Source organism: Pseudomonas sp. LBUM1674 (assembly GCF_059695635.1).
This window is the reverse complement of record NZ_CP166779.1, coordinates 2755443-2774116: the sequence shown is the minus strand read 5'-3', so window position 1 is coordinate 2774116 and position 18674 is coordinate 2755443. Positions and strand designations below refer to the sequence as shown.

Annotated in this window: 16 protein-coding genes and 1 pseudogene; 8 read left to right on the top strand and 9 right to left on the bottom strand. The window is 59.2% G+C overall.

All coding sequences use genetic code 11. The features are described from left to right. Window positions 1-34: 34 nt before the first annotated feature. From ACA067_RS12945 to ACA067_RS12935, 3 genes are read right to left on the bottom strand one after another with little or no spacing between them, the layout of a single operon-like run. Window positions 35-832 (bottom strand): ABC transporter permease, encoded by a 798-nt coding sequence (locus ACA067_RS12945; RefSeq protein ID WP_497462114.1) that lies wholly within the window; start codon window positions 830-832, stop codon window positions 35-37. Then, window positions 829-1746, bottom strand: a complete 918-nt coding sequence (locus ACA067_RS12940) for an ABC transporter permease (protein ID WP_497462113.1) — start codon at window positions 1744-1746, stop codon at window positions 829-831. Before ACA067_RS12940 ends, ACA067_RS12945 begins: the two co-directional genes overlap by 4 nt. Before the next feature lie 23 nt (window positions 1747-1769). Continuing rightward, window positions 1770-2897: an extracellular solute-binding protein gene (locus tag ACA067_RS12935; RefSeq protein ID WP_497462112.1), complete on the bottom strand. Its 1128-nt coding sequence runs from the start codon at window positions 2895-2897 to the stop codon at window positions 1770-1772. A 383-nt stretch (window positions 2898-3280) separates the two neighbouring features. Here ACA067_RS12935 and ACA067_RS12930 point away from each other — a divergent pair, with 383 nt between their 5' ends. The 3 genes from ACA067_RS12930 to cahR all read left to right on the top strand — a co-directional run bounded on the left by ACA067_RS12930 (window position 3281) and on the right by cahR (window position 6838). Then, window positions 3281-4063, top strand: coding sequence for a creatininase (locus ACA067_RS12930; protein ID WP_497462111.1), 783 nt, complete (start codon window positions 3281-3283; stop codon window positions 4061-4063). Window positions 4064-4141: 78 nt separating this feature from the next. Next, window positions 4142-5521, top strand: coding sequence for a GABA permease (gene gabP / locus ACA067_RS12925; RefSeq protein ID WP_497462110.1), 1380 nt, complete (start codon window positions 4142-4144; stop codon window positions 5519-5521). A gap of 300 nt (window positions 5522-5821) precedes the next feature. Next, window positions 5822-6838: a transcriptional regulator CahA gene (gene cahR, locus ACA067_RS12920; protein ID WP_497462772.1), complete on the top strand. Its 1017-nt coding sequence runs from the start codon at window positions 5822-5824 to the stop codon at window positions 6836-6838. Between the two features lie 217 nt (window positions 6839-7055). On the opposite strand, the gene ACA067_RS12915 is transcribed toward cahR, so the two are convergent. From ACA067_RS12915 to ACA067_RS12890, 6 genes are all read right to left on the bottom strand, one after another. Continuing rightward, a complete protein-coding gene (locus ACA067_RS12915) occupies window positions 7056-8396 on the bottom strand; it encodes an MFS transporter (protein WP_497462109.1) in 1341 nt (446 codons plus the stop codon). A gap of 358 nt (window positions 8397-8754) precedes the next feature. Further along, window positions 8755-9966 (bottom strand): creatinase, encoded by a 1212-nt coding sequence (creA, locus tag ACA067_RS12910; RefSeq protein ID WP_497462108.1) that lies wholly within the window; start codon window positions 9964-9966, stop codon window positions 8755-8757. Window positions 9967-10526: 560 nt separating this feature from the next. Then, window positions 10527-11528 carry a GlxA family transcriptional regulator gene (locus ACA067_RS12905; protein WP_497462107.1) on the bottom strand — a complete coding sequence of 334 codons (1002 nt, stop codon included), beginning with the start codon at window positions 11526-11528 and terminating at the stop codon, window positions 10527-10529. Window positions 11529-11669: 141 nt separating this feature from the next. Further along, window positions 11670-12335 (bottom strand): ATPase, encoded by a 666-nt coding sequence (locus tag ACA067_RS12900; RefSeq protein ID WP_497462771.1) that lies wholly within the window; start codon window positions 12333-12335, stop codon window positions 11670-11672. Between the two features lie 204 nt (window positions 12336-12539). Then, the gene (locus ACA067_RS12895) at window positions 12540-12962 is read right to left on the bottom strand and encodes an HD domain-containing protein (protein ID WP_497462106.1); all 423 of its coding nucleotides are present in this window, start codon (window positions 12960-12962) and stop codon (window positions 12540-12542) included. A gap of 69 nt (window positions 12963-13031) precedes the next feature. Further along, on the bottom strand, window positions 13032-13718 hold the full coding sequence (locus ACA067_RS12890; protein WP_497462105.1) for a DUF2268 domain-containing putative Zn-dependent protease: 687 nt from the start codon (window positions 13716-13718) through the stop codon (window positions 13032-13034). A 191-nt stretch (window positions 13719-13909) separates the two neighbouring features. Between ACA067_RS12890 and ACA067_RS12885 the strand changes: the two genes are divergently transcribed. The 5 genes and pseudogenes from ACA067_RS12885 (at window position 13910) to ACA067_RS12865 (ending at window position 18599) form a co-directional block, all read left to right on the top strand. Further along, a complete protein-coding gene (locus ACA067_RS12885) occupies window positions 13910-15220 on the top strand; it encodes a flavin-containing monooxygenase (RefSeq protein ID WP_497462104.1) in 1311 nt (436 codons plus the stop codon). A 6-nt stretch (window positions 15221-15226) separates the two neighbouring features. Then, window positions 15227-15451, top strand: a pseudogene (locus tag ACA067_RS12880) (M20/M25/M40 family metallo-hydrolase); the annotation flags it as partial. Between the two features lie 352 nt (window positions 15452-15803). Further along, window positions 15804-17219, top strand: a complete 1416-nt coding sequence (locus ACA067_RS12875) for a purine-cytosine permease family protein (RefSeq protein ID WP_497462103.1) — start codon at window positions 15804-15806, stop codon at window positions 17217-17219. A gap of 185 nt (window positions 17220-17404) precedes the next feature. Next, window positions 17405-17623: a PLD nuclease N-terminal domain-containing protein gene (locus tag ACA067_RS12870; RefSeq protein ID WP_497462102.1), complete on the top strand. Its 219-nt coding sequence runs from the start codon at window positions 17405-17407 to the stop codon at window positions 17621-17623. 682 nt (window positions 17624-18305) lie between these two features. Continuing rightward, window positions 18306-18599 carry a fructose-bisphosphate aldolase gene (locus ACA067_RS12865; protein WP_497462101.1) on the top strand — a complete coding sequence of 98 codons (294 nt, stop codon included), beginning with the start codon at window positions 18306-18308 and terminating at the stop codon, window positions 18597-18599. Window positions 18600-18674 lie beyond the last annotated feature (75 nt).

The window sequence follows — 18674 nt, the reverse complement described above, 5'->3', positions numbered from 1 at the left end:
CTGAATCCTTCGGGTTCGGATGATTGAGGTGGTATCAGGCAGTCGCGGGCTTGCGCCGGCGCATCAGCAGCAGCTGCGCGAGGATCACCAGGGTCATGGTCGTGATGAAGACGATCGTGCCGATCGCGTTGATGGTCGGGCTCACCTGCCCTTGCAAGGTGTTGAGAATGCGCACCGGGATCGTCTCGTTAAGCCCCGAGACGAACCAGGCGACCGCGAACTCATCGAAGGACACGGCCATGGTCACGAACAGCGCGGCGAAGATGCTCGGCGCGGTGAATGGCAGGATCACATAGCGCATGGCCTTCCACTGATTGGCCCCCAGGTTCCAGGCTGCGGCCTCGATGTTCGGATCCATCTGCGCCAGGCGCATCCTGATCACCGCCATGGCGAACGGCGCACACATCACGATGTGGCTGATCATTACCGCGTAAACCTCGCCGGACAGCCCGACCCGCGACAGGAAGGCCAGCATGGCCAGGCCCATGATCACCACCGGAATGGTCGGCGGCAGCAGTGCCAGCGCCATATAGATCGACTTGCCGAAGAACTGGTAACGGAAGTCGGTGTACGCCGCGGTGAACCCGAGCAGGGTCGAGACCAGCGACACCGCCACCCCCACCGTCAGGCTGTTGCTGAACGCTTGCCAGACCGCCGGGTCGGCGGCGATCGTCTCGTACCAGTGCAGGCTGAAGCCACCCAGGGGCAAGGAAGGGAAACGGTCGATGTTGAACGAGAACACGAAGCTGCCGGCAATGGGTGTAAAGATGAAGATGAACACCAGTACGACAAAGCTGCGCAGCAGGAAGTTGATCAGTCGATGCTCGTTCATGGGCGTCTCCGGTAAGCGAAGCGAACCGCGGCAAAGGCCGTGATCAGCAGCGTCAGGATCATCATCGTGGCAATCACGGCCGCCCGCGGCCATTGCTGGCCGGACTTGGTGGTGTCAGTGATCAGGGTGCTCAAGGTCGGTGGCTGGCCGCCGCCCAGGTACAGCGGGCTGACAAAATCGCCAAAGGTCAGGATGAAACAGAACAGCGCCGCGACCACGATGCCAATCCGTGCCGACGGGATCACCACCAGGAAGACCGTACGCAGTCGCCCGCAACCGAGGTTGTGTGCAGCCTCGATCAACGAGCGATCGATGTACATCAGGCTGAACAGCTGCAGCAACACCACCAGCGGCAGGCACAGCGTGAAGTAACCGACATAGGTCCCGAACGTCGTGTTCAGCATCGCCAACGGCTCCAGCCCGAGCAGACCGAGCGCGGCATTGAAGATGCCGTTGTCGCTGAGGAACACCTGCCATGAATAAGTACGCACCAGATAGCTGGTGAAGAACGGCGTGATCAGCAGCAATACCAGCAACTGTTTGGTCGACTCGCGAAACTTGAAGGCGATCGTATACGCGCAGGGGAAAGCCACCAGGCTCACCAGCACGGTGGCACCCGCCGCCATGGCCAGGGTGTGGACGTAGGCATCCCAGAAGAAGCCGCGACTGAGCATGTAGCTCCAGTTCAGCCACTCGAACGTCGGTACCATGCGGAAGTTGCGCACCAGCCAGAAGCTGATCGCCACCAGGAACGCCAGCGGGAATACAAAGAAGATCAACTGCCAGATCAGGATCGGCAGCGAGAAGCCGAGGCCGTACCAGGGCAGGCGCACGGTTCTTTTGTGGCCTCGTCGGCGGCTCAGCGCGTTGTCGCTCAGCACCGGCGGTGAAGTCTTGAGCTTGTCTGAAATCATAGCGACCACCTCCACACGTCTCGTCAGGCACCCTTGTATTGCGACCAGAAGTCGTTCCACTCATCCAGGCTCTGCCGGACCGGGAGTTCGCGGTACTTGATGCGACCGTCGCGGATATCGTCCATGACGTTGCGCTGGCCGAGCAGCATGCCCTGGCGTTTGGCTTCGGCGGGATCGGTCTGGTTCAGCAGCTCCCAGCCTTTCTGGCTCGGGATCAGCGCCGGGTAGGCGGCCATCTTCGCCGACTTGACCTGGCCTTGGGGTGAGGTGATGTATTGGATGAACTTCTTCGCCAAGTCCGGACTATGGGCCTTCCTGGCGATGCAGTAGGACTCGGTCCATTGCAACCCGCCCTCCTCCGGCAGCACCGTTTTCACCGGCGCGCCGGCTCGCTGCAAGACCCCGGTGATCCAGTCACCGATGCCGCACATGGCATGGACCTGACCGTTCTTCAGGGAAGAAAAGGTGCCGCCGTAATCGAAGAAACCACCGATCTGCGGGCGCAGGCTCATCATTTTCTGCTGGACGGCTTTCCACTGCCCGGCATCGATGTCGTAAGGGCGGGCATTGCCATTGAGCAAACTGATCTGCCCCAGGTTCGGCAGGTGCCAGTCGAAGTGTCCGACCTTGCCCTTGAGGCTTTCATCCCAGAACACATCGTAGCTGCGCACCTTGGCTTCGGGCACCAGCTGGGTGTTGTAGGCGATGCCGAGAAAGCCGAAGCGAATCAGCACCGAATAGAGTTTGTCCCCTTGCCAGTGACCGGGAAAGTGCTGGAACTCCGGATAAAAATCGTCGAAGGGGTAATCAGCCGGGTCGAGTTGTTCGATATATTCGGCCGCATTGAGTTGCTGCACATATTCGGCGTCGGACAGGATCAGATCGAAAGTGCCAGGCGGCGACTGCGAGATCAACCCCAGCATGTTGTCGCCACCGGTGTAGTACTTGGCCCTGACCTTGACCCCATACTGGCGTTCGAAATCGGCAACGATATCCGGCTCGGCGTGCCCGGCCCAGGCCAGGATCACCAATTCTTTTTCCGCAGCGGCGAAGCTTCTCAAGGGCAGTAAACCGCAAAGCGCCGCCGTGCCGGCGAGGATGCTGGTGGTTTTGAGGAAAGTACGGCGTGAAAGGTCGATGCGATTGTTCATTATTGTCTCTCCCGGATGATGGAAAGTGGCCTCTGTCCTTCTCGTCCTTGTGGTCTTGCCGCTTAGCCACACGCATCATTGGCTGGCAGGAAGCATTGCAGCAGATCGCCATCACCGGTTTTTGTACGCGTCCGACCTGAAGTTTGTCAGATCCGACCCCATCGCCCTCTCTTGCCCAAAAGCGCCACACCGGAAAAAGCCGCACCCTGTCAGAAAAGCCAAAACAGAGGGTGTTTTGTCAATTACGGGTCGGATTTGGACAAATCGCTGCCCTTCCGATCTGATCGAATCGTTCTATGCGCCACTTTCGATATCTGCCGTCCAAAAGGTCGGCCAGAGGAAAGGCGAATGCCTTCAGGTCAATCACTTAAGAGAGTCTGTAGATGAACAACAGCGTCGTTATTGGCGAACTCACCTGGCCAGAGTACGCAGAGAAGGTCGCTACCGGCTGCCCGATCTTTCTGCCAGTGGGCGCCTTGGAACAGCATGGCCATCACATGTGCATGGAGGTCGATGTGCTGCTGCCGACCGCGATATGCAAGGCGGTCGCGCAGATTGTCAGCGGCCTGGTGTTGCCCGCCCTGGCCTACGGCTACAAATCCCAGCAGAAATCAGGAGGCGGCAACCACTTTCCTGGCACCACCAGTCTCGATGGCGCGACACTGACCCATACCGTGCAGGACATCATCCGCGAACTGGCACGCCATGGCGCACGCAAACTGGTGATGATGAACGGTCACTATGAAAACTCGATGTTCATTGTCGAGGGCATTGACCTGGCACTTCGAGAACTTCGTTATGGCGGCATCAATGACTTCAAAGTTGTCGTGTTGTCTTATTGGGACTTCGTTAACGATCCCGCTGTTATCGAAAAGCTGTATCCCGATGGCTTCCTCGGTTGGGATATAGAACATGGTGGAGTTTTTGAAACTTCGCTGATGCTGGCGCTTCACCCTGACAAGGTCGATCTGGGTCGCGCCGTTGACCATCCGCCAGCCCGCTTTCCACCTTATGACGTCTTCCCCATCATCCCGGAGCGCACCCCGGCGTGCGGAACACTGTCCTCCCCCAAAGGCTCCAGTCGCGAGAAAGGCGAGTTGATACTGGACGTCTGTGTATCCGGCATCAGCGCTGCTGTCAGGGAGGCTTTTGATTTAGCCACTTGAAGAGCACAAGGGCGTGCGCCAACAAGAACCCGCCGTTAACGCTGCACCCTCCAGAACATAATAAAAAGGGTACATCTCATGTCCAGCACCTCCACTTTGGCCCCAGGGCTCAAGCAGCGTCACGTCACCATGCTCTCCATAGCCGGCGCCATCGGTGCCGGCCTGTTCATCGGTTCGGGACACGCCATCGCCTCCGCGGGCCCGGCAGCAATCCTGGCTTACATCATGTCCGGCACCCTGGTCGTGCTGGTCATGCGCATGCTCGGAGAAATGGCCGTCGCCTCGCCGGACACCGGATCCTTTTCGACCTATGCCGAGCGCGCCATGGGACGCAGCGCCGGCTTTACCATTGGTTGGCTGTACTGGTGGTTCTGGGTACTGGTCATTCCCATCGAAGCCATTGCCGCCGCGGCCATTCTGAACGCCTGGTTCCCCTCCATCCAGACCTGGGAATTTGCGATAGCGGTCACCGGATTGCTGACGCTGACGAACCTGTTCAGTGTCGCGCGTTATGGCGAGTTCGAGTTCTGGTTCGCCATGCTCAAGGTCATTGCGGTGCTGGGCTTTATCGCACTGGGCGCGCTGGCCCTGGCGGGTGGCTTGCCTGATACGACCGTCAGTGGTGTGGTTCAATTAAGCCATGAATTCGGTGGCTTCATGCCCAATGGCATGACCGCCGTGGTCGGGGCGATGCTGACCACTGTATTCAGTTTCATGGGCACGGAAATCGTCACGATTGCCGCCGCTGAATCGCAAAACCCGTCGAAACAGATTACCCGCGCGACCAACTCCGTCGTCTGGCGCATGGGGATTTTCTACATTGTCTCGGTGTTCCTCATTGTCTCCATCGTGCCCTGGAACGACCCGATGCTGGTGCAAGTCGGCTCTTATCAGCGGGCGCTTGAGTTGATGAACATCCCCTACGCGAAAATGATTGTCGATGTCGTCGTGCTTATCGCCGTCGCCAGTTGCCTGAACTCAGCCATCTATACCGCCTCGCGCATGGTGTTCTCCTTGAGCAAACGTGGGGATGGCCCTCGAGTACTGCAAAAGACTTCATCGTCAGGGGTGCCTTATTTTGCGGTGCTGGCCAGCACCGCAGTGGGTTTCCTGACCACAGCGCTGAACTATTTTGCGCCCAACGAAGTGTTTTCCTTCCTGTTGGCCAGTTCGGGGGCCGTTGCATTGCTGGTCTATCTGGCCATTGCTGTGTCCCAATTGATACTGCGCAAAAAGATGAACGCTTCGCGGCAGCCGATCGCCTTCAAGATGTGGTTTTACCCTTGGCTCAGTTACCTGGTGATCTTGAGCATCTTGAGTATTCTGGTGGTGATGTTGATTTTGCCGGAGCACCGCATGGAAGTGATTGCGACCGGGGCCCTGACGCTTTCCATCGTCTGTATGGGTGCAATCTTTAACGCCAGGAAGAGTCCCCTGCAGAAAGCCGAATTGGCTTGAACAAACAAACGCTCGAAGGCGCGCTTGAACCCCGCACCGACGATTGACCTTTCACCTCTTTGCGGCCCGCTTTCCACCACGGAGCGGGCCGTTTTTTTACCCTTCCCACTTCCCCCTCCCCCTCCTGTCCTGCCCCTCCTGAACACCTATAACAGGTCTCGAATGCCTATTGATCAGGCACTGGGTGTAATATCCAGAAACCCGAATGCAGGGTGAATAACCATAAAATCGAGAGGACGTTGCCACCCGTCGGCAGCTTGCCCCGGAGCGCGTCACTTATACAGTTGAGGAGCGGTAATGATGGCAAAACTCCAGGTGGCGAAACCCGCTACAGGACGTTCGGCTAATGAACAACGGCCGGTCAAAACCGTGGGTTTCCTGGTCATCCCCAACTTCACCACCATCGGCTTCGCCTCCGCCGTGGAGACCTTGCGCATGGCCAACATGGCGGCGCGCGAACCGATGTTCCGCACGGTCATCATCGCCGCCAGCCTGGACCCGGTCACGGCCAGCAACGGCATGCGTATCCTGCCCGACTACGCCATTACCGATGCCCCCAAGCTCGACATCCTGTTCGTAGTCGGATCCAACCCTATCGTATCCAATCACAGCAGCCGTCCGCTGCTCAACTGGCTGCGCAAACTGGCGCACGATCAGGTGCCGCTCGGCGGGATTTGCACGGGGAGTCACTTGTTGGCGCGTGCCGATCTGCTCAAGGGCTATCGCTGCACGATTCATTGGGAAGATATCGAAGCGCTGAAGGAACGTTTCCCGGGGATCATTATTTCCAACCAGCTGTTCGAACTCGATCGCGATCGCTACACCTGCTCCGGCGGCGTGGCCTCGATGGACATGACCTTGCAGTTGATTGCCCGCGAACCGGGCGGCCGGGACATCGCCGCCCATGCGGCCGAGTTGCTGCTGTGTGACCGGGTACGTGGCGCGAAGGAGCAACAGCGAGTGCCATTGCGGCAGAAACTGGGCACCTCGCAGCCCAAGCTGAGCCAGATGGTGGCGATCATGGAGGCCAATCTCGAGGAGCCGGTGGGGCTCGAAGAACTGGCGCGGTTGAACGAGGTGTCGGTACGGCAACTGGAGCGCCTGTTTCACAAGCACCTGCAACGCACGCCGAGTCAGTATTACCTGGAACTGCGCCTGTCACGGGCGCGGCAATTGCTGCTGCGCAGCGAATCGCAAGTGCGCGATATCGCCTTGGCGTGTGGCTTTGTGTCCCCGGCGCATTTCTCCAAATGCTACAGCCGGTTTTTCGGCGTATCGCCTATTGGTGAGCGCAAGCAGGTGGCTGCGGTGCATTGATTGGGGTGGGGGGCGGTTCGCCTGTTATGGCTGGCTTTTATTCAAGATTGATGCTGGCTGGACTGTCCCCTTCGCGGGCAAGCCCGCTCCCACAGGGTTCTTTGTCGTACACAAGACTTCGGCACGACACCCATCCACTGTGGGAGCGAGTTTGCTCGCGATGGCGTCCGTGGGATCGCCATCGCGGGCAAGCCGTGTTCACTGTTGGCAGTGCGACTCAGTCCTGCAAGGCCTTATGCGCCGTCTCGCGGCTGGCCAGCATGGCAACCAGTGCCACCGCCGCGGCCGCCAGCAGATACCAAGCCGGCGCCATTTTGTTACCGGTCAGTTGGATTAACCAGGTCGCGATAAACGGCGCGGTGCCGCCGAACACCGCATTGGCAATATTGAAGCTGAAAGCAAAACCGCTGAAGCGCACCCGGGTCGGGAAGATCTCGGCGAGGAAGCACGGCAAGGTGCCGTCGTTCATCGCCAGGATCGCGCCGAAGGCGATCTGGATCATCAGAATCACTATCAGCGGTTGGTTCTCCAGCATGCCGAACAGCGGAAACGTCAGCACCAGGAACAATACCGAAGCCGTCAGCAACATGGTCTTGCGGCCAAAGCGGTCTGACAGCTTGCCCATCAGGAAAATCAGCCCGATATAGGTCGCCAGCGACACCGTCGAGGCCATGAACGAATCGCTCTCGCTCATGCCCATTTCGGTGGACAGATAAGTCGGCATGTAGCTGAGCAACAGGTAGAAGGCCACCGCGTTCAGGCAGGTCACGCCGATCCCGATCATCACGCTGCGCCGGTGCACGGTCAGCAATTCACGCACCGGCGAATGAGTCGCGCACTCCTTGGCTTCCAGGCGTTTTTCCATCTCCAGGAATTTGGGTGTGTCTTGCAGACTCATGCGGATATAGCGCCCCACCAGGCCGAACGGTGCCGCCAACAGAAACGGCAGGCGCCAGCCCCAGCTGTGCAGATCCTCGACGCTCATCCAGGCATGCAGGCCGGCCACGAACACCGCGCCGAACAGCAAGCCGGCGGCGGTACTCGCCGGAACGATGCTGGTGTACAAACCGCGCTTGCCCTCGGGGGCGTACTCGGCGAGGAAGGCCGACGCCCCGGCGTATTCGCCGGAAGCGGAAAACCCCTGGAACAGGCGGATCAGCAACAACAAGGCGGGCGCCCACAGGCCAATATGATTGTAGGTGGGCAGAATGCCGATGCAGAAGGTCGACACCGACATGATCAGGATCGACCAGGACAACGCACTGCGCCGCCCATACTTGTCACCAAAGTGCCCCCAGACCAGTCCGCCCAGCGGGCGGACGATAAACGACAGCGCGAACACCGCGAAGGTCGCCAGCAGCGCCGTCGCCTTGTCGGTCTGCGGAAAAAACGTCATGGCGATGACTGTTGCCAGATAGCCATAGGCCGCATAGTCGAACCACTCGACGAAGTTGCCCATGAAGCTGGCACTGGCCGCGCGGCGCAAGGCCTTGCGCTCGGACGTCAGTTCACGTTGCTGATCCAGGGTGGGCGTCAGGCTGGCGCTTTGGGTGCTCATTGCGCACCTCCGGTGGTAGAGGTGCGGTTATCGGGATGGAAAGTCGGGACATGGATCATGGCAAAAACCCTCTATTGTTTTACTTGGCAGGGTTAAGGGTTTGTAGAGGCTGCGCGCTCTTGGGCGCGCATGCATCAGTTGCAAGAAAATCCTGAAGCCAGCAAGAAACCTGTGGCGAGGGAGCTTGCTCCCGCTGGGCTGCGCAGCGGCCCCAATCAAGGCACTGCGAAATTGTCAGAAAACACTCGGTGGCCCATTTGAGGGCTGCTACGCAGCCCAGCGGGAGCAAGCTCCCTCGCCACAATCGCGTTGGCCACAACAAAAAGCGCCGCACAGGCTCACTGTGCGGCGCGCGGCCTTACTTCTTGATGATGTTGTGCTCCGGGCCATACGGGAAATGGGTGATGTTTTCCCCGCCCTGCTCGTTGACGATCAGGATGTCGTGCTCACGATAACCGCCTGCGCCCGGCAACCCTTCGGGCAGCATGATCATCGGCTCGATGGACACCACCATCCCCGGCTCCAGCACCGTGTCGATGTCTTCGCGCAGCTCCAGCCCGGCTTCGCGGCCGTAGTAATGGCTCAGCGTGCCAAACGAGTGGCCATAGCCGAAGGTGCGGTATTGCAGCAGATCGTGTTCCAGGAAAATCTCGTTCAGTTGCAGCGCGATATCGCAGCAGCGCATGCCCGGCTTGATCAGTTTCAGACCGGCCTCGTGCACCTTGACGTTGACCTCCCACAAGCGCAGATGCTCGTCGGAACAGTGATCCAGGAACAGGGTACGTTCCAGCGCGGTGTAGTAGCCGGCGATCATCGGGAAGCAATTGAGGCTGAGGATGTCGCCCTTGTTGACCTTGCGCGAAGTCACCGGGTTATGCGCGCCGTCGGTGTTGATGCCGGACTGGAACCAGGTCCAGGTGTCCATCAGTTCGGAGTCGGGGAAGGTGCGGGCAATTTCGCGCACCATCGCCTGGGTCGCATGCAGCGCCACTTCATATTCCGGCACCTGGTCCCGCAAGGCCTCGACGATGGCCGCGCCACCGATGTCCGCTACGCGGGCGCCGTGGCGAATGATCGCGTGCTCTTCGGCGGACTTGATCATGCGCATGCGCATGCAGGGTGCCGCAATGTCCACCAGTTCGGCCTGCGGGTAACGGCTGGCGAGTTTGTCGCGATTGAGCAGGTTCAGGTGGTCGGACTCGATGCCAATCCGGCCGGCCTTGGGCAAGGCTTGCTGAATCGCGACGAAGTAATTGTCACGCTGCCAGTCGGTGTAAACGATGTTTTCAGTGCCGACGGTCCGGCGCCAAGGCTGGCCGCCATCGATGTTGGCGCTGATGGTGACGGCGCTGTCCTGGGTCACCACCAGTGCGTACTGACGGCCAAAGGAGCAATACAGGAAATCACTGTAGTAGTTGATGTTGTGATACGAGGTGAAGACCGCTGCGTCGATATTGTTCTGCGCCAGGTAAGCCCGCAATTTCGCCTGGCGATTGGCATATTCCTGAGCCGAGAAGGTCGGAGTCACTTTTTCGCCGTTCTTGATCTGGATGGTTTTCGGCATTTGCATGTCATTTATCCTTGTCAGTGATTGCAACAGAAGGCGCCACTCTGGCGGGCCGCTGAAGATCATTCGAACAGATGCAAGGCGAAGTTTTTTGTGCGAATCCGACCTGTAGTTGGTCAGATCCGCTCTTTGGCAAACGGCCCCGAAACTCATCCGGCAAAAACGACAATGCCCCCGTCGGACGGAGGCATTGGTTCAGAGATTCACACGATCACTGTAGGAGCTGCGATGCGGCAACCCGACTTGCCAGCGAAGACGGCCTGGCATTCAAAATGGATGTCGACTGGACAGGCCCCTTCGCGGGCAAGCCCGCTCCTACAGGAATCGCTGCCGTGCACACAGACTATGCCCAACACAAAACCCTGTAGGAGCTGGCTTGCCAGCGAAGGCGGCCTGGCATTCAACATCGATGCCGGCCGGGCTGGCCTCTTCGCGAGAAAGCCCGCTCCCACAAGGGTTCTGTGTGGATCAGAGGATCAGGACTCGACGCGATCCACTGTGGGAGCGAGCTTGCTCGCGAAGGGGCCGGCACATTCAGCATAGAGTCCCTTGCCACCCCGCCATCACCCGCAAACCCCACCCACATCCTCCCGCGGATGCGCACCAAAGTACTGGCGATAGCAACGAGCAAAATGTTGCAACGAGACAAACCCGCACTCGTGGACTACCTCCACCATCGATTGCTCACCGGCCTTCAGTAACTGCCGCGCCCGCTGCAAGCGCAAGTCCAGATAATGCCGTGACGGCGAACACCCCAGACTGCGCTTGAACAGCCGCTCCAGATGTCGGCGAGACATGCCCATCGCCTCCGCCAGTTCGTCAATACCCAAGGTGCGGTTCAGATGGTCCCCCATCAACGCCAGCGCCGCTTGCAGTCGTGCCGGAGCGTTATGCACGGCCTGTAGCGGCCTGGCCTGGCGCGCGGCGTGTTTCTCCATGCGCAGCACCAGACCTCGACCGTGAGTCCGGGCGAGCAGTTCGTGCATCAGCCCTTGAACGGCCTGCGGGCCGACGCAGGTCAGGCGCTGGCGATCGACGCAAAACGGCGCGGCCACCGGGGTCAACTCATTGAAGGCGGCCAAGGACGCAGGCGCGTCGGGTTCCGGCAAGCTGCAGCGCCAGCCGTCCAGCGCGCCGATCCTCGCCAGCAGCCAACCGGCCTTGCCCAAGGCCCCCAGACTGATCGGCTGCATGGCCCAGTGACACAGCTGCTGGCGAAAGTCAGGCTGATCCGCACCTGGGTGCAAGCTATCGCCACCACAGAGGATCAACACATCCAGTGCCTGTGCCTGATCCAGTCGTGCCGTGGCGGTAGCGATGCCGTTGCTGGCGTTCAACGCCCCTCCTTGCAGGCTGAGAATGTCCCATTGGCAAAGCGTGCGCCCGGCCACCTGATTGGCCAGGCGCAGTGGCTCCAGCGCATTGGCCAGGGTGTACAAATCGAAGGCTTCCATCAACCAGAAGCCGATACGCAACGCCGGTGGTTGAGGTCGGTCAGATTCGCCGGAATGGGAGCTGAAGACACCCTCTCCAGGCTTGAACACGTCAAAAACACTACAAACCATGGTTGATCCCCACGCGCCGCTTTCAAGGTTGTTGCACCAAGCGGATTGTCGGCGTCAGGGATCACCGAGGCGTGTCAGATTTCGACCTCAAAGTGTTCGTCAGTACCATTCTTGCAAATGGCAGGCTATCGGGGAGCGAGTTCAGTTGCTGGCGACGTGGGCCGCATTGCCCGCCGTCAGTGCCTTGAGCGACGCATCGAACAGTTTCAGGGCGTTCAACTGCAACTCGGTTTGCTGGTCAATCTGCGCGGCGATTTCCGGCGCCGCTTTGCCCTGCACCCAGACCGAAGGCATCTGCTTTTCACTTGAGCCTTCAGCCTTGCCGATGTATTGCAAATTCGAATCGTAAAATTTGGCCAGGAACCGCGCCTCGACCTGATTATTGCGCTTGGACACCAGACGGCTGTAGGTGTCCAGCATCACCACTGCATCCGGGTGAGCCTGCACCAGCGCATCGAGGTTGTCGTAGACGGTCACCGAGGCGAACTCCTTGCGCAGCGACCCCATCAGCCAGTCGATCGCCCGCTTCGGATCGGAGCTGTTGACGAACGCATTGCTGATGCGCGCATCCAGCGCAGGGTTCTTCGCACCCTTGAGCGCTACGGCATGGTACTGCTCAAGGTATTCGAGGGTGTTGAGGGTGTTTTCGCTGTAGAGCACACCCACCGATTGCGCATGCTGCAGGCTGGCCGAGCTGTCGGCTATCGGCAGGAAATGGCAGGACTGTTCGCCAGCGTAGGCCGGCACGGTGGCGGCAACACCGCCGGTCAAGACGGCGACAAGGGCCAGCATCGTAGAGATTCTTATCGCGCACATTCCTTCAAAGGCAAGTTCGGTATGACGCTATCCTCCTCTGATGACAGAAAAACAGAACTTGCATTGCTTGATGATGGTTATTGATCAAACCGATGGTTGCCGAGATGCAAGCGAGTTCCGAACCCATCCTGATTGCTCTGGTCACCGAGGCGCTAAAGGCGACCCTGGCCAAACACCCCTTGTAATTCCGTGACGTTACGAGCGCAACACGCCGATCGCCCGTCGATACTTTTCAATGCGCTCAAGATCGTCCCAGGACGGCTGTTCAATCCGCGATAAATCGCTGTTTTCTTCCAGGTCCGCCAGTTTCACCACCCGGCCAATGGAGTTCAGCGCCGCGCGTTCGATGAATGCCCCATAGGACTCGCCCGGCACTTTGGTCACCGACGCGATAGCTTCCAGCACCGTTTCGCTGAAGCCTTCCTTGCGCAGGTCATCCAGACTGACGCCGCAGTCTTCGACCACGTCATGCAGCACCGCAACGATGCGTTCTTCGAGGGTGTCGACCCGCAGCATGACTTTCAGCGGATGCAGGATATAAGGCGATCCGCCTTTGTCGACTTGGTCTTCATGGGCGTTGGCCGCGATGGCGATGGCGCGTTCCAGTGTTTGAGTCATCTCGCAGTTCCCGGGCTTGAATGCCTTGATGATAGGTCACTTTGACGGGGCGCTTGAGCCTTCCCCGATTTACTCGGTCAGCGCTCGGGGCTTGAGCAACACATAACCTTCATTTAGCGCCGAGGCAACAATATCGGCGGCGGGTACGTTGATCCAGGTCGCAGCATCGATGTCGCCAACCGACGCCAGCCAGCGTCCGACCATCTGATAACCGAGCGTATAACCAAGCCATTTGGGCTGAGCGCCGGTGCCGAAGAACCACTCGCTGTGGTTGTAGTACGTTGACTCAAGGGCCTTCAGGTCTGCCGGGGCGCGTAGAAGATCAGTGCAACTGACGGCATCCTCCCAGGGCTCCGGATCGCTACCGAGCAAATGGCGGACAAACTGCCCGGCCAGTCCCTCGCTCACCAAGGCTTCACCCAGTGTCCAGCCGTAGCCAGGACCCGCCATGCGCAAACAATGATGGACCTCATGGACGATCTGCCGAAGCAACGCGCCGGTGCGCAGGCAGGGCAACCAATTCGGGTTATCCGGATCGAAGGTCATCGAGAACATGCTGCTTCGATACGCTCGCCCCATCAGGCCCATTTCAGGAATGGTTTCGCCAGGCAGGCGCTGGATCAACACATCAAGTCGTGGAGGGGTGATCAGACGCGAGACCGTCTTGTAGGCCGCTTCAAATTCGCCAATCACCTCGGCGCGACATTCGCCAAGGCTCCCTGAGGCTTCCAGCCAGTGCAGCGTCCATCTGTCCATTATCAGCTCAATCCAAAGATAGTTTTCGAACTCGCAGCGAGCATATACGCCGGCCCGAAGCCTCTGCATCAGTTATTTATACTCAAATGCCAGCTTAATAATATTTTACCGATACCAGGGTGATCCCTAGTCTTGAGCCCAAGAAATGGCAGGCCGTTAGCGACCTAAATCCAACTTCGAAGGGTATTGAGATGACCACTGAAAAAATAAAAACAGATACGCTGATTGTTGGCGCCGGTCAGGCTGGCGTGGCCATGAGTGAACACCTGAGCAAACTCGGGGTGCCGCACCTGGTGCTGGAGCGCAGCCGCATCGCCGAGCGCTGGCGCACCGGGCGCTGGGATTCGCTGGTGGCCAACGGGCCGGCCTGGCACGACCGTTTTCCCGGTCTTGAGTTTGACGACCTCAGTCCCGACGGCTTTGCCCCGAAAGAGCGGGTCGCCGATTATTTCGAAGCCTATGCCAAGAAGTTCAAGGCCCCGATCCGCACCGGCGTGGAAGTGAACAAGGTCGAGCGCAATGTCGGTCGCCCGGGCTTCACCATTGAAACCTCCGAGGGCGTGATCGAAGCCAACCGCGTGGTGGCCGCCACCGGGCCTTTCCAGCGTCCGGTCATCCCGCCTATTGCGCCGAAAGATCAGCCATTCCTGCAGATCCACTCGGCCGACTACCGCAATCCGGCGCAATTGCCCGAAGGCGCGGTGCTGGTGGTCGGCGCGGGTTCGTCCGGTGTGCAAATCGCCGATGAATTGCAGCGTGCCGGCAAAAAAGTCTACCTCTCGGTCGGCGCCCACGACCGCCCTCCTCGCGCCTATCGCAACCGGGATTTCTGCTGGTGGCTGGGTGTGCTCGGCGAATGGGATCAGGCCGCCATGAAACCGGGTCGGGAACACGTGACCATCGCCGTAAGCGGCGCCCATGGCGGCCGCACCGTGGATTTCCGTGGCCTGGCCCATCGCGGCATGACCCTGGTGGGTCTGACCCAAGCGTTCAATGGCGCCGTGGCAAGCTTCCAGCCGAACCTGGCCGAGAACCTGGCCCGTGGCGACGAGAACTACCTGACGCTGCTCAATGCCGCCGACGCCTACATCGAGCGCAATGGGCTGGACCTGCCGCAAGAACCGGAGGCCCGCCACACCTTCCCGGATCCTGCGTGTGTGACCCACCCGATTCTGCAGCTCGACCTGGCCAAGGCCGGCGTGACCTCGATCATCTGGGCCACCGGTTTTGCCACCGATTACAGCTGGCTGAAGGTCGACGCCTTCGACGACAACGGCAAGCCGAAACATCAGCGCGGCGTGTCGAACGAGCCTGGGGTGTATTTCCTCGGCCTGCCGTGGCAGTCCCGTCGCGGCTCCTCGTTTATCTGGGGCGTTTGGCACGATGCCAAGTACGTGGCTGATCACATCGCCATCCAGCGTTCGTACCTTGAATACCGCGATGCCGTGCAGCGCGAAGCTGAAATCGTCCCGGTCGCCCATAAAACCACTGTCAGTGCTTAAGACTTTTCAGGAGCGGCTGAATTGCTCGCTGCATTCTCCGGCTCCCGAGAGTTCGGCACAGTGGCCTTCGGAACCGAGGGCGGTCTATTCGACGCCGCAGGCATTCCCACCGTGGTATGCGGCCCCGGCAGCATGGATCAGGGCCACAAACCCGACGAATTCGTCAGCCTCGAACAACTCACCGCCTGCGATGCCATGCTGCAACGGATGCTGCTATCGATCAGCGAATAGCAAAGATTTTGAACACCCGAAAATCCCTGTGGGAGCGGGCTTGCCCGCGATAGCGATTTAACATTCAACCTCTATGTTGACTGCCAATCCGCTATCGCGGGCAAGCCCGCTCCCACAGGTTTTGCACCCATCAAATGACTGGCATTCAGGCCCGTCCGCCCCCGCGTGGAGGCTGGAAAACCATCCATCCCCCCACCCCCAAACGACCTACATTTTTTAACGTCTATACCAACACACTTACTAATTTATCTCTCCCCGCCCACCGCACATCATCAACTCCAACAAGAAAAGCGTCGCCCACGCAGCGCTCACCGAAGTACGTCCACGTACTCAAATTGCCTTGGAGTCCGTCATGGTTACCGCAGCAACAACCTCCGCCCCGCTCATCGAAAAACACACCATTGGCTACGTGCCGCCTGAAGATCGCCACGGCAAGACCCGCGACCTGTTCACCCTCTGGTTCGGCGGCAACATCGCCCCGCTACCCATCGTCACCGGCGCCCTCGGCGTGCAGATGTTCCACCTCAACCTGGTCTGGGGCATCGTCGCCATCCTCGTCGGCCACCTGGTCGGCGGCGTGCTCATGGCCCTGCACTCGGCCCAGGGTCCACAGATGGGCATCCCGCAAATGATCCAGAGCCGCGCCCAGTTCGGCTCCCTCGGCGCCCTGCTGGTGGTGCTGATCGCCGGCATCATGTACATCGGCTTCTTCGCCTCCAACATCGTCCTCGCCGGCAAATCCCTGCACAGCGTGGTCGACAGCGTGCCGGTGCCCGTGGGCATCGTCATCGGCGCCCTCGGTTCCGGCATCATCGGCATCATCGGCTACCGCTTCATCCACGTGCTCAACCGCATCGGCACCTGGGTCCTCGGCGCCGGCATCGTGCTCGGCTTCGGCTACATCTTCACCCACGTGCAGACCGCCGACTTCCTCACCCGCGGCAGCTTCAACATTTCCGGCTGGCTCGCCACCGTGTCCCTGGCCGCACTCTGGCAAATCGCCTTCGCCCCCTACGTCTCCGACTACTCGCGCTACCTGCCGGCCAACGTGCCCGTGGCCGCAACTTTCTGGACCACCTACCTCGGCACCGTGCTCGGCTCCAGCCTCTCGTTCATCTTCGGCGCCGTCGCCGTCCTCGCCACCCCCGTCGGCATGGACACCATGGACGCGGTCAAACTCGCCACCGGCTCCATCGGGCCCTTGATGCTCGTACTGTTCCTGCTCAGCGTCATCAGCCACAACGCCCTCAACCTGTACGGCGCGGTGCTGTCGCTGATCACCCTGATCCAAACCTTCGCCTACCGCTGGATCCCGACCGCCAAAAGCCGAGCGATCCTCTCGATCATCATCCTCGCCGCCTGCTGCTTCGCCGCCGTCGGCGCCTCCGCCAACTTCATCGGCCACTTCGTCGACATGGTGCTGGTGTTGCTGGTGGTACTGGTGCCGTGGACCGCGATCAACCTGATCGACTTCTATGCGATTCACAAAGGTCAGTACGACATCAACTCGATCTTCAAGGTGGATGGCGGGATTTATGGGCGGTACAACCCGCAGGCGCTGCTGGCGTATGCGATCGGAATCGTGGTGCAGATTCCGTTCATGAACACGCCGCTGTATGTCGGGCCAATCTCCGAACACATCAACGGCGCGGATTTGTCCTGGCTAGTAGGCCTGCTGATCACCTCGCCGCTCTACTACTGGCTCGCCAACCGCGACACCGCCTACAAACGCCGCCTCTCAACCGGAAAACTCGCCAACTCGATCTAACTAAACCCACAACCCCCTGTGGGAGCGAGCCTGCTCGCGAAGAGGCCCTGTCAGCTAAAACTGATTCAGTTGACAGCCCCCATCGCGAGCAATCCCGCTTACGTCTCGTCCACAAAACCTCAAAAATTTAATGAACCCTGCCCAAACCCACCCACCTAACGCAAAGACTATCTGGAGGGTGACCAATGCAAATCGAAACAATCTGGATCGTGCTGACAGCAATTCTTTTGCTGGTCGAACTATGGGCAATTAACAGAGTGCGCAAATCCGAAGGCAAATCGAGCAACAAACTCTTGTGGATCGTAATGATCGTGTTCGTGCCGCTGATTGGGGTGGTGGCGTGGGCATTGGCGGGACCGAAACACACCGACCACAACCCGCATTCACCGCAGGCCAGGCAGTGATGTTGGAAGGCGCGTGATAAAGAATTAGAGCTGCGTAAACTCAAAGAACAAAGCCCCGATGATTCGGGGCTTTGTCGTATGTGGCCATCCCGTTCCGCACAGGGCTATTGGAAGCCGCTAGATTTGGACCTTCCTTCCGAAAATCGTGTAGGAATTTACCCCTTGTGGCGAGGGAACTTGCTCCCGCTGGGCGGCGAAGCCGACCCAATCCCTGCCACATGTTTAAACGTATCCATATCCTGTACCAGCTGGCGAAGCCTGTGTTCGGATGCGCAGCAGCCGTTATTCCAGCGCACAAGGTTCACCTTGCACTAAACACGTTCTGGTTTGACACCAGCTACTCAGTCGGATGCTGCCTCCGACATCAGCCAAAAAACCTGGTTTTCCGTCCTACAGTCCCGTTTGCAGGCACCAAAATCGACGCCTATATTCGACCTGTTGCTGACATTTGGCAGCGATGGGGTTTCGCAGCCCTTAAGATACGTGTAGAACCCAGCACCATAATCTGAATGATGGTCGCAAAAGCGGCCGGAATCCGCTTTATGGTGGCTGTGTGTGGGAGGCCTCCGGGTCTGCCGGGTTCCTCGTATCCTCGGTCTGCGAACCCGCACACAGCTACCACCTAATTCGTTTCGCAGCGAACGGCAGTAGCTCTTCTTTCAGATACGAGGAAGATTTACTTATGACAATGAATAACCCGCCCCGCCGCTTCATCCCCATGGCCCAATTCGCCACCGACTACCCTGTCCTGCTCATCGACAGCGACGCCCCGCTCCGCGAACTCCATAACTGCATCAGCGAACGCCTGAACGCCGTCCTCCCCTACCTCCAGCTCATGGGCTGTACCAACCTCCCCGACTACGCCGAAAACGACATCAACACCGTTGCCAATATCGCCAGAATTTTGCTCCAGGATGTGAGCGATGTGTTTCGAGTGATTGAGCAGCGTGGGTTTGATTCGCCCAAGGGTCAGTGACCGAATTTCAATTCAAAAACCCGCGTTGACGCGGGTTTTTGTTATCTCATAAATTCTCATCTAGGATTTTTCAGG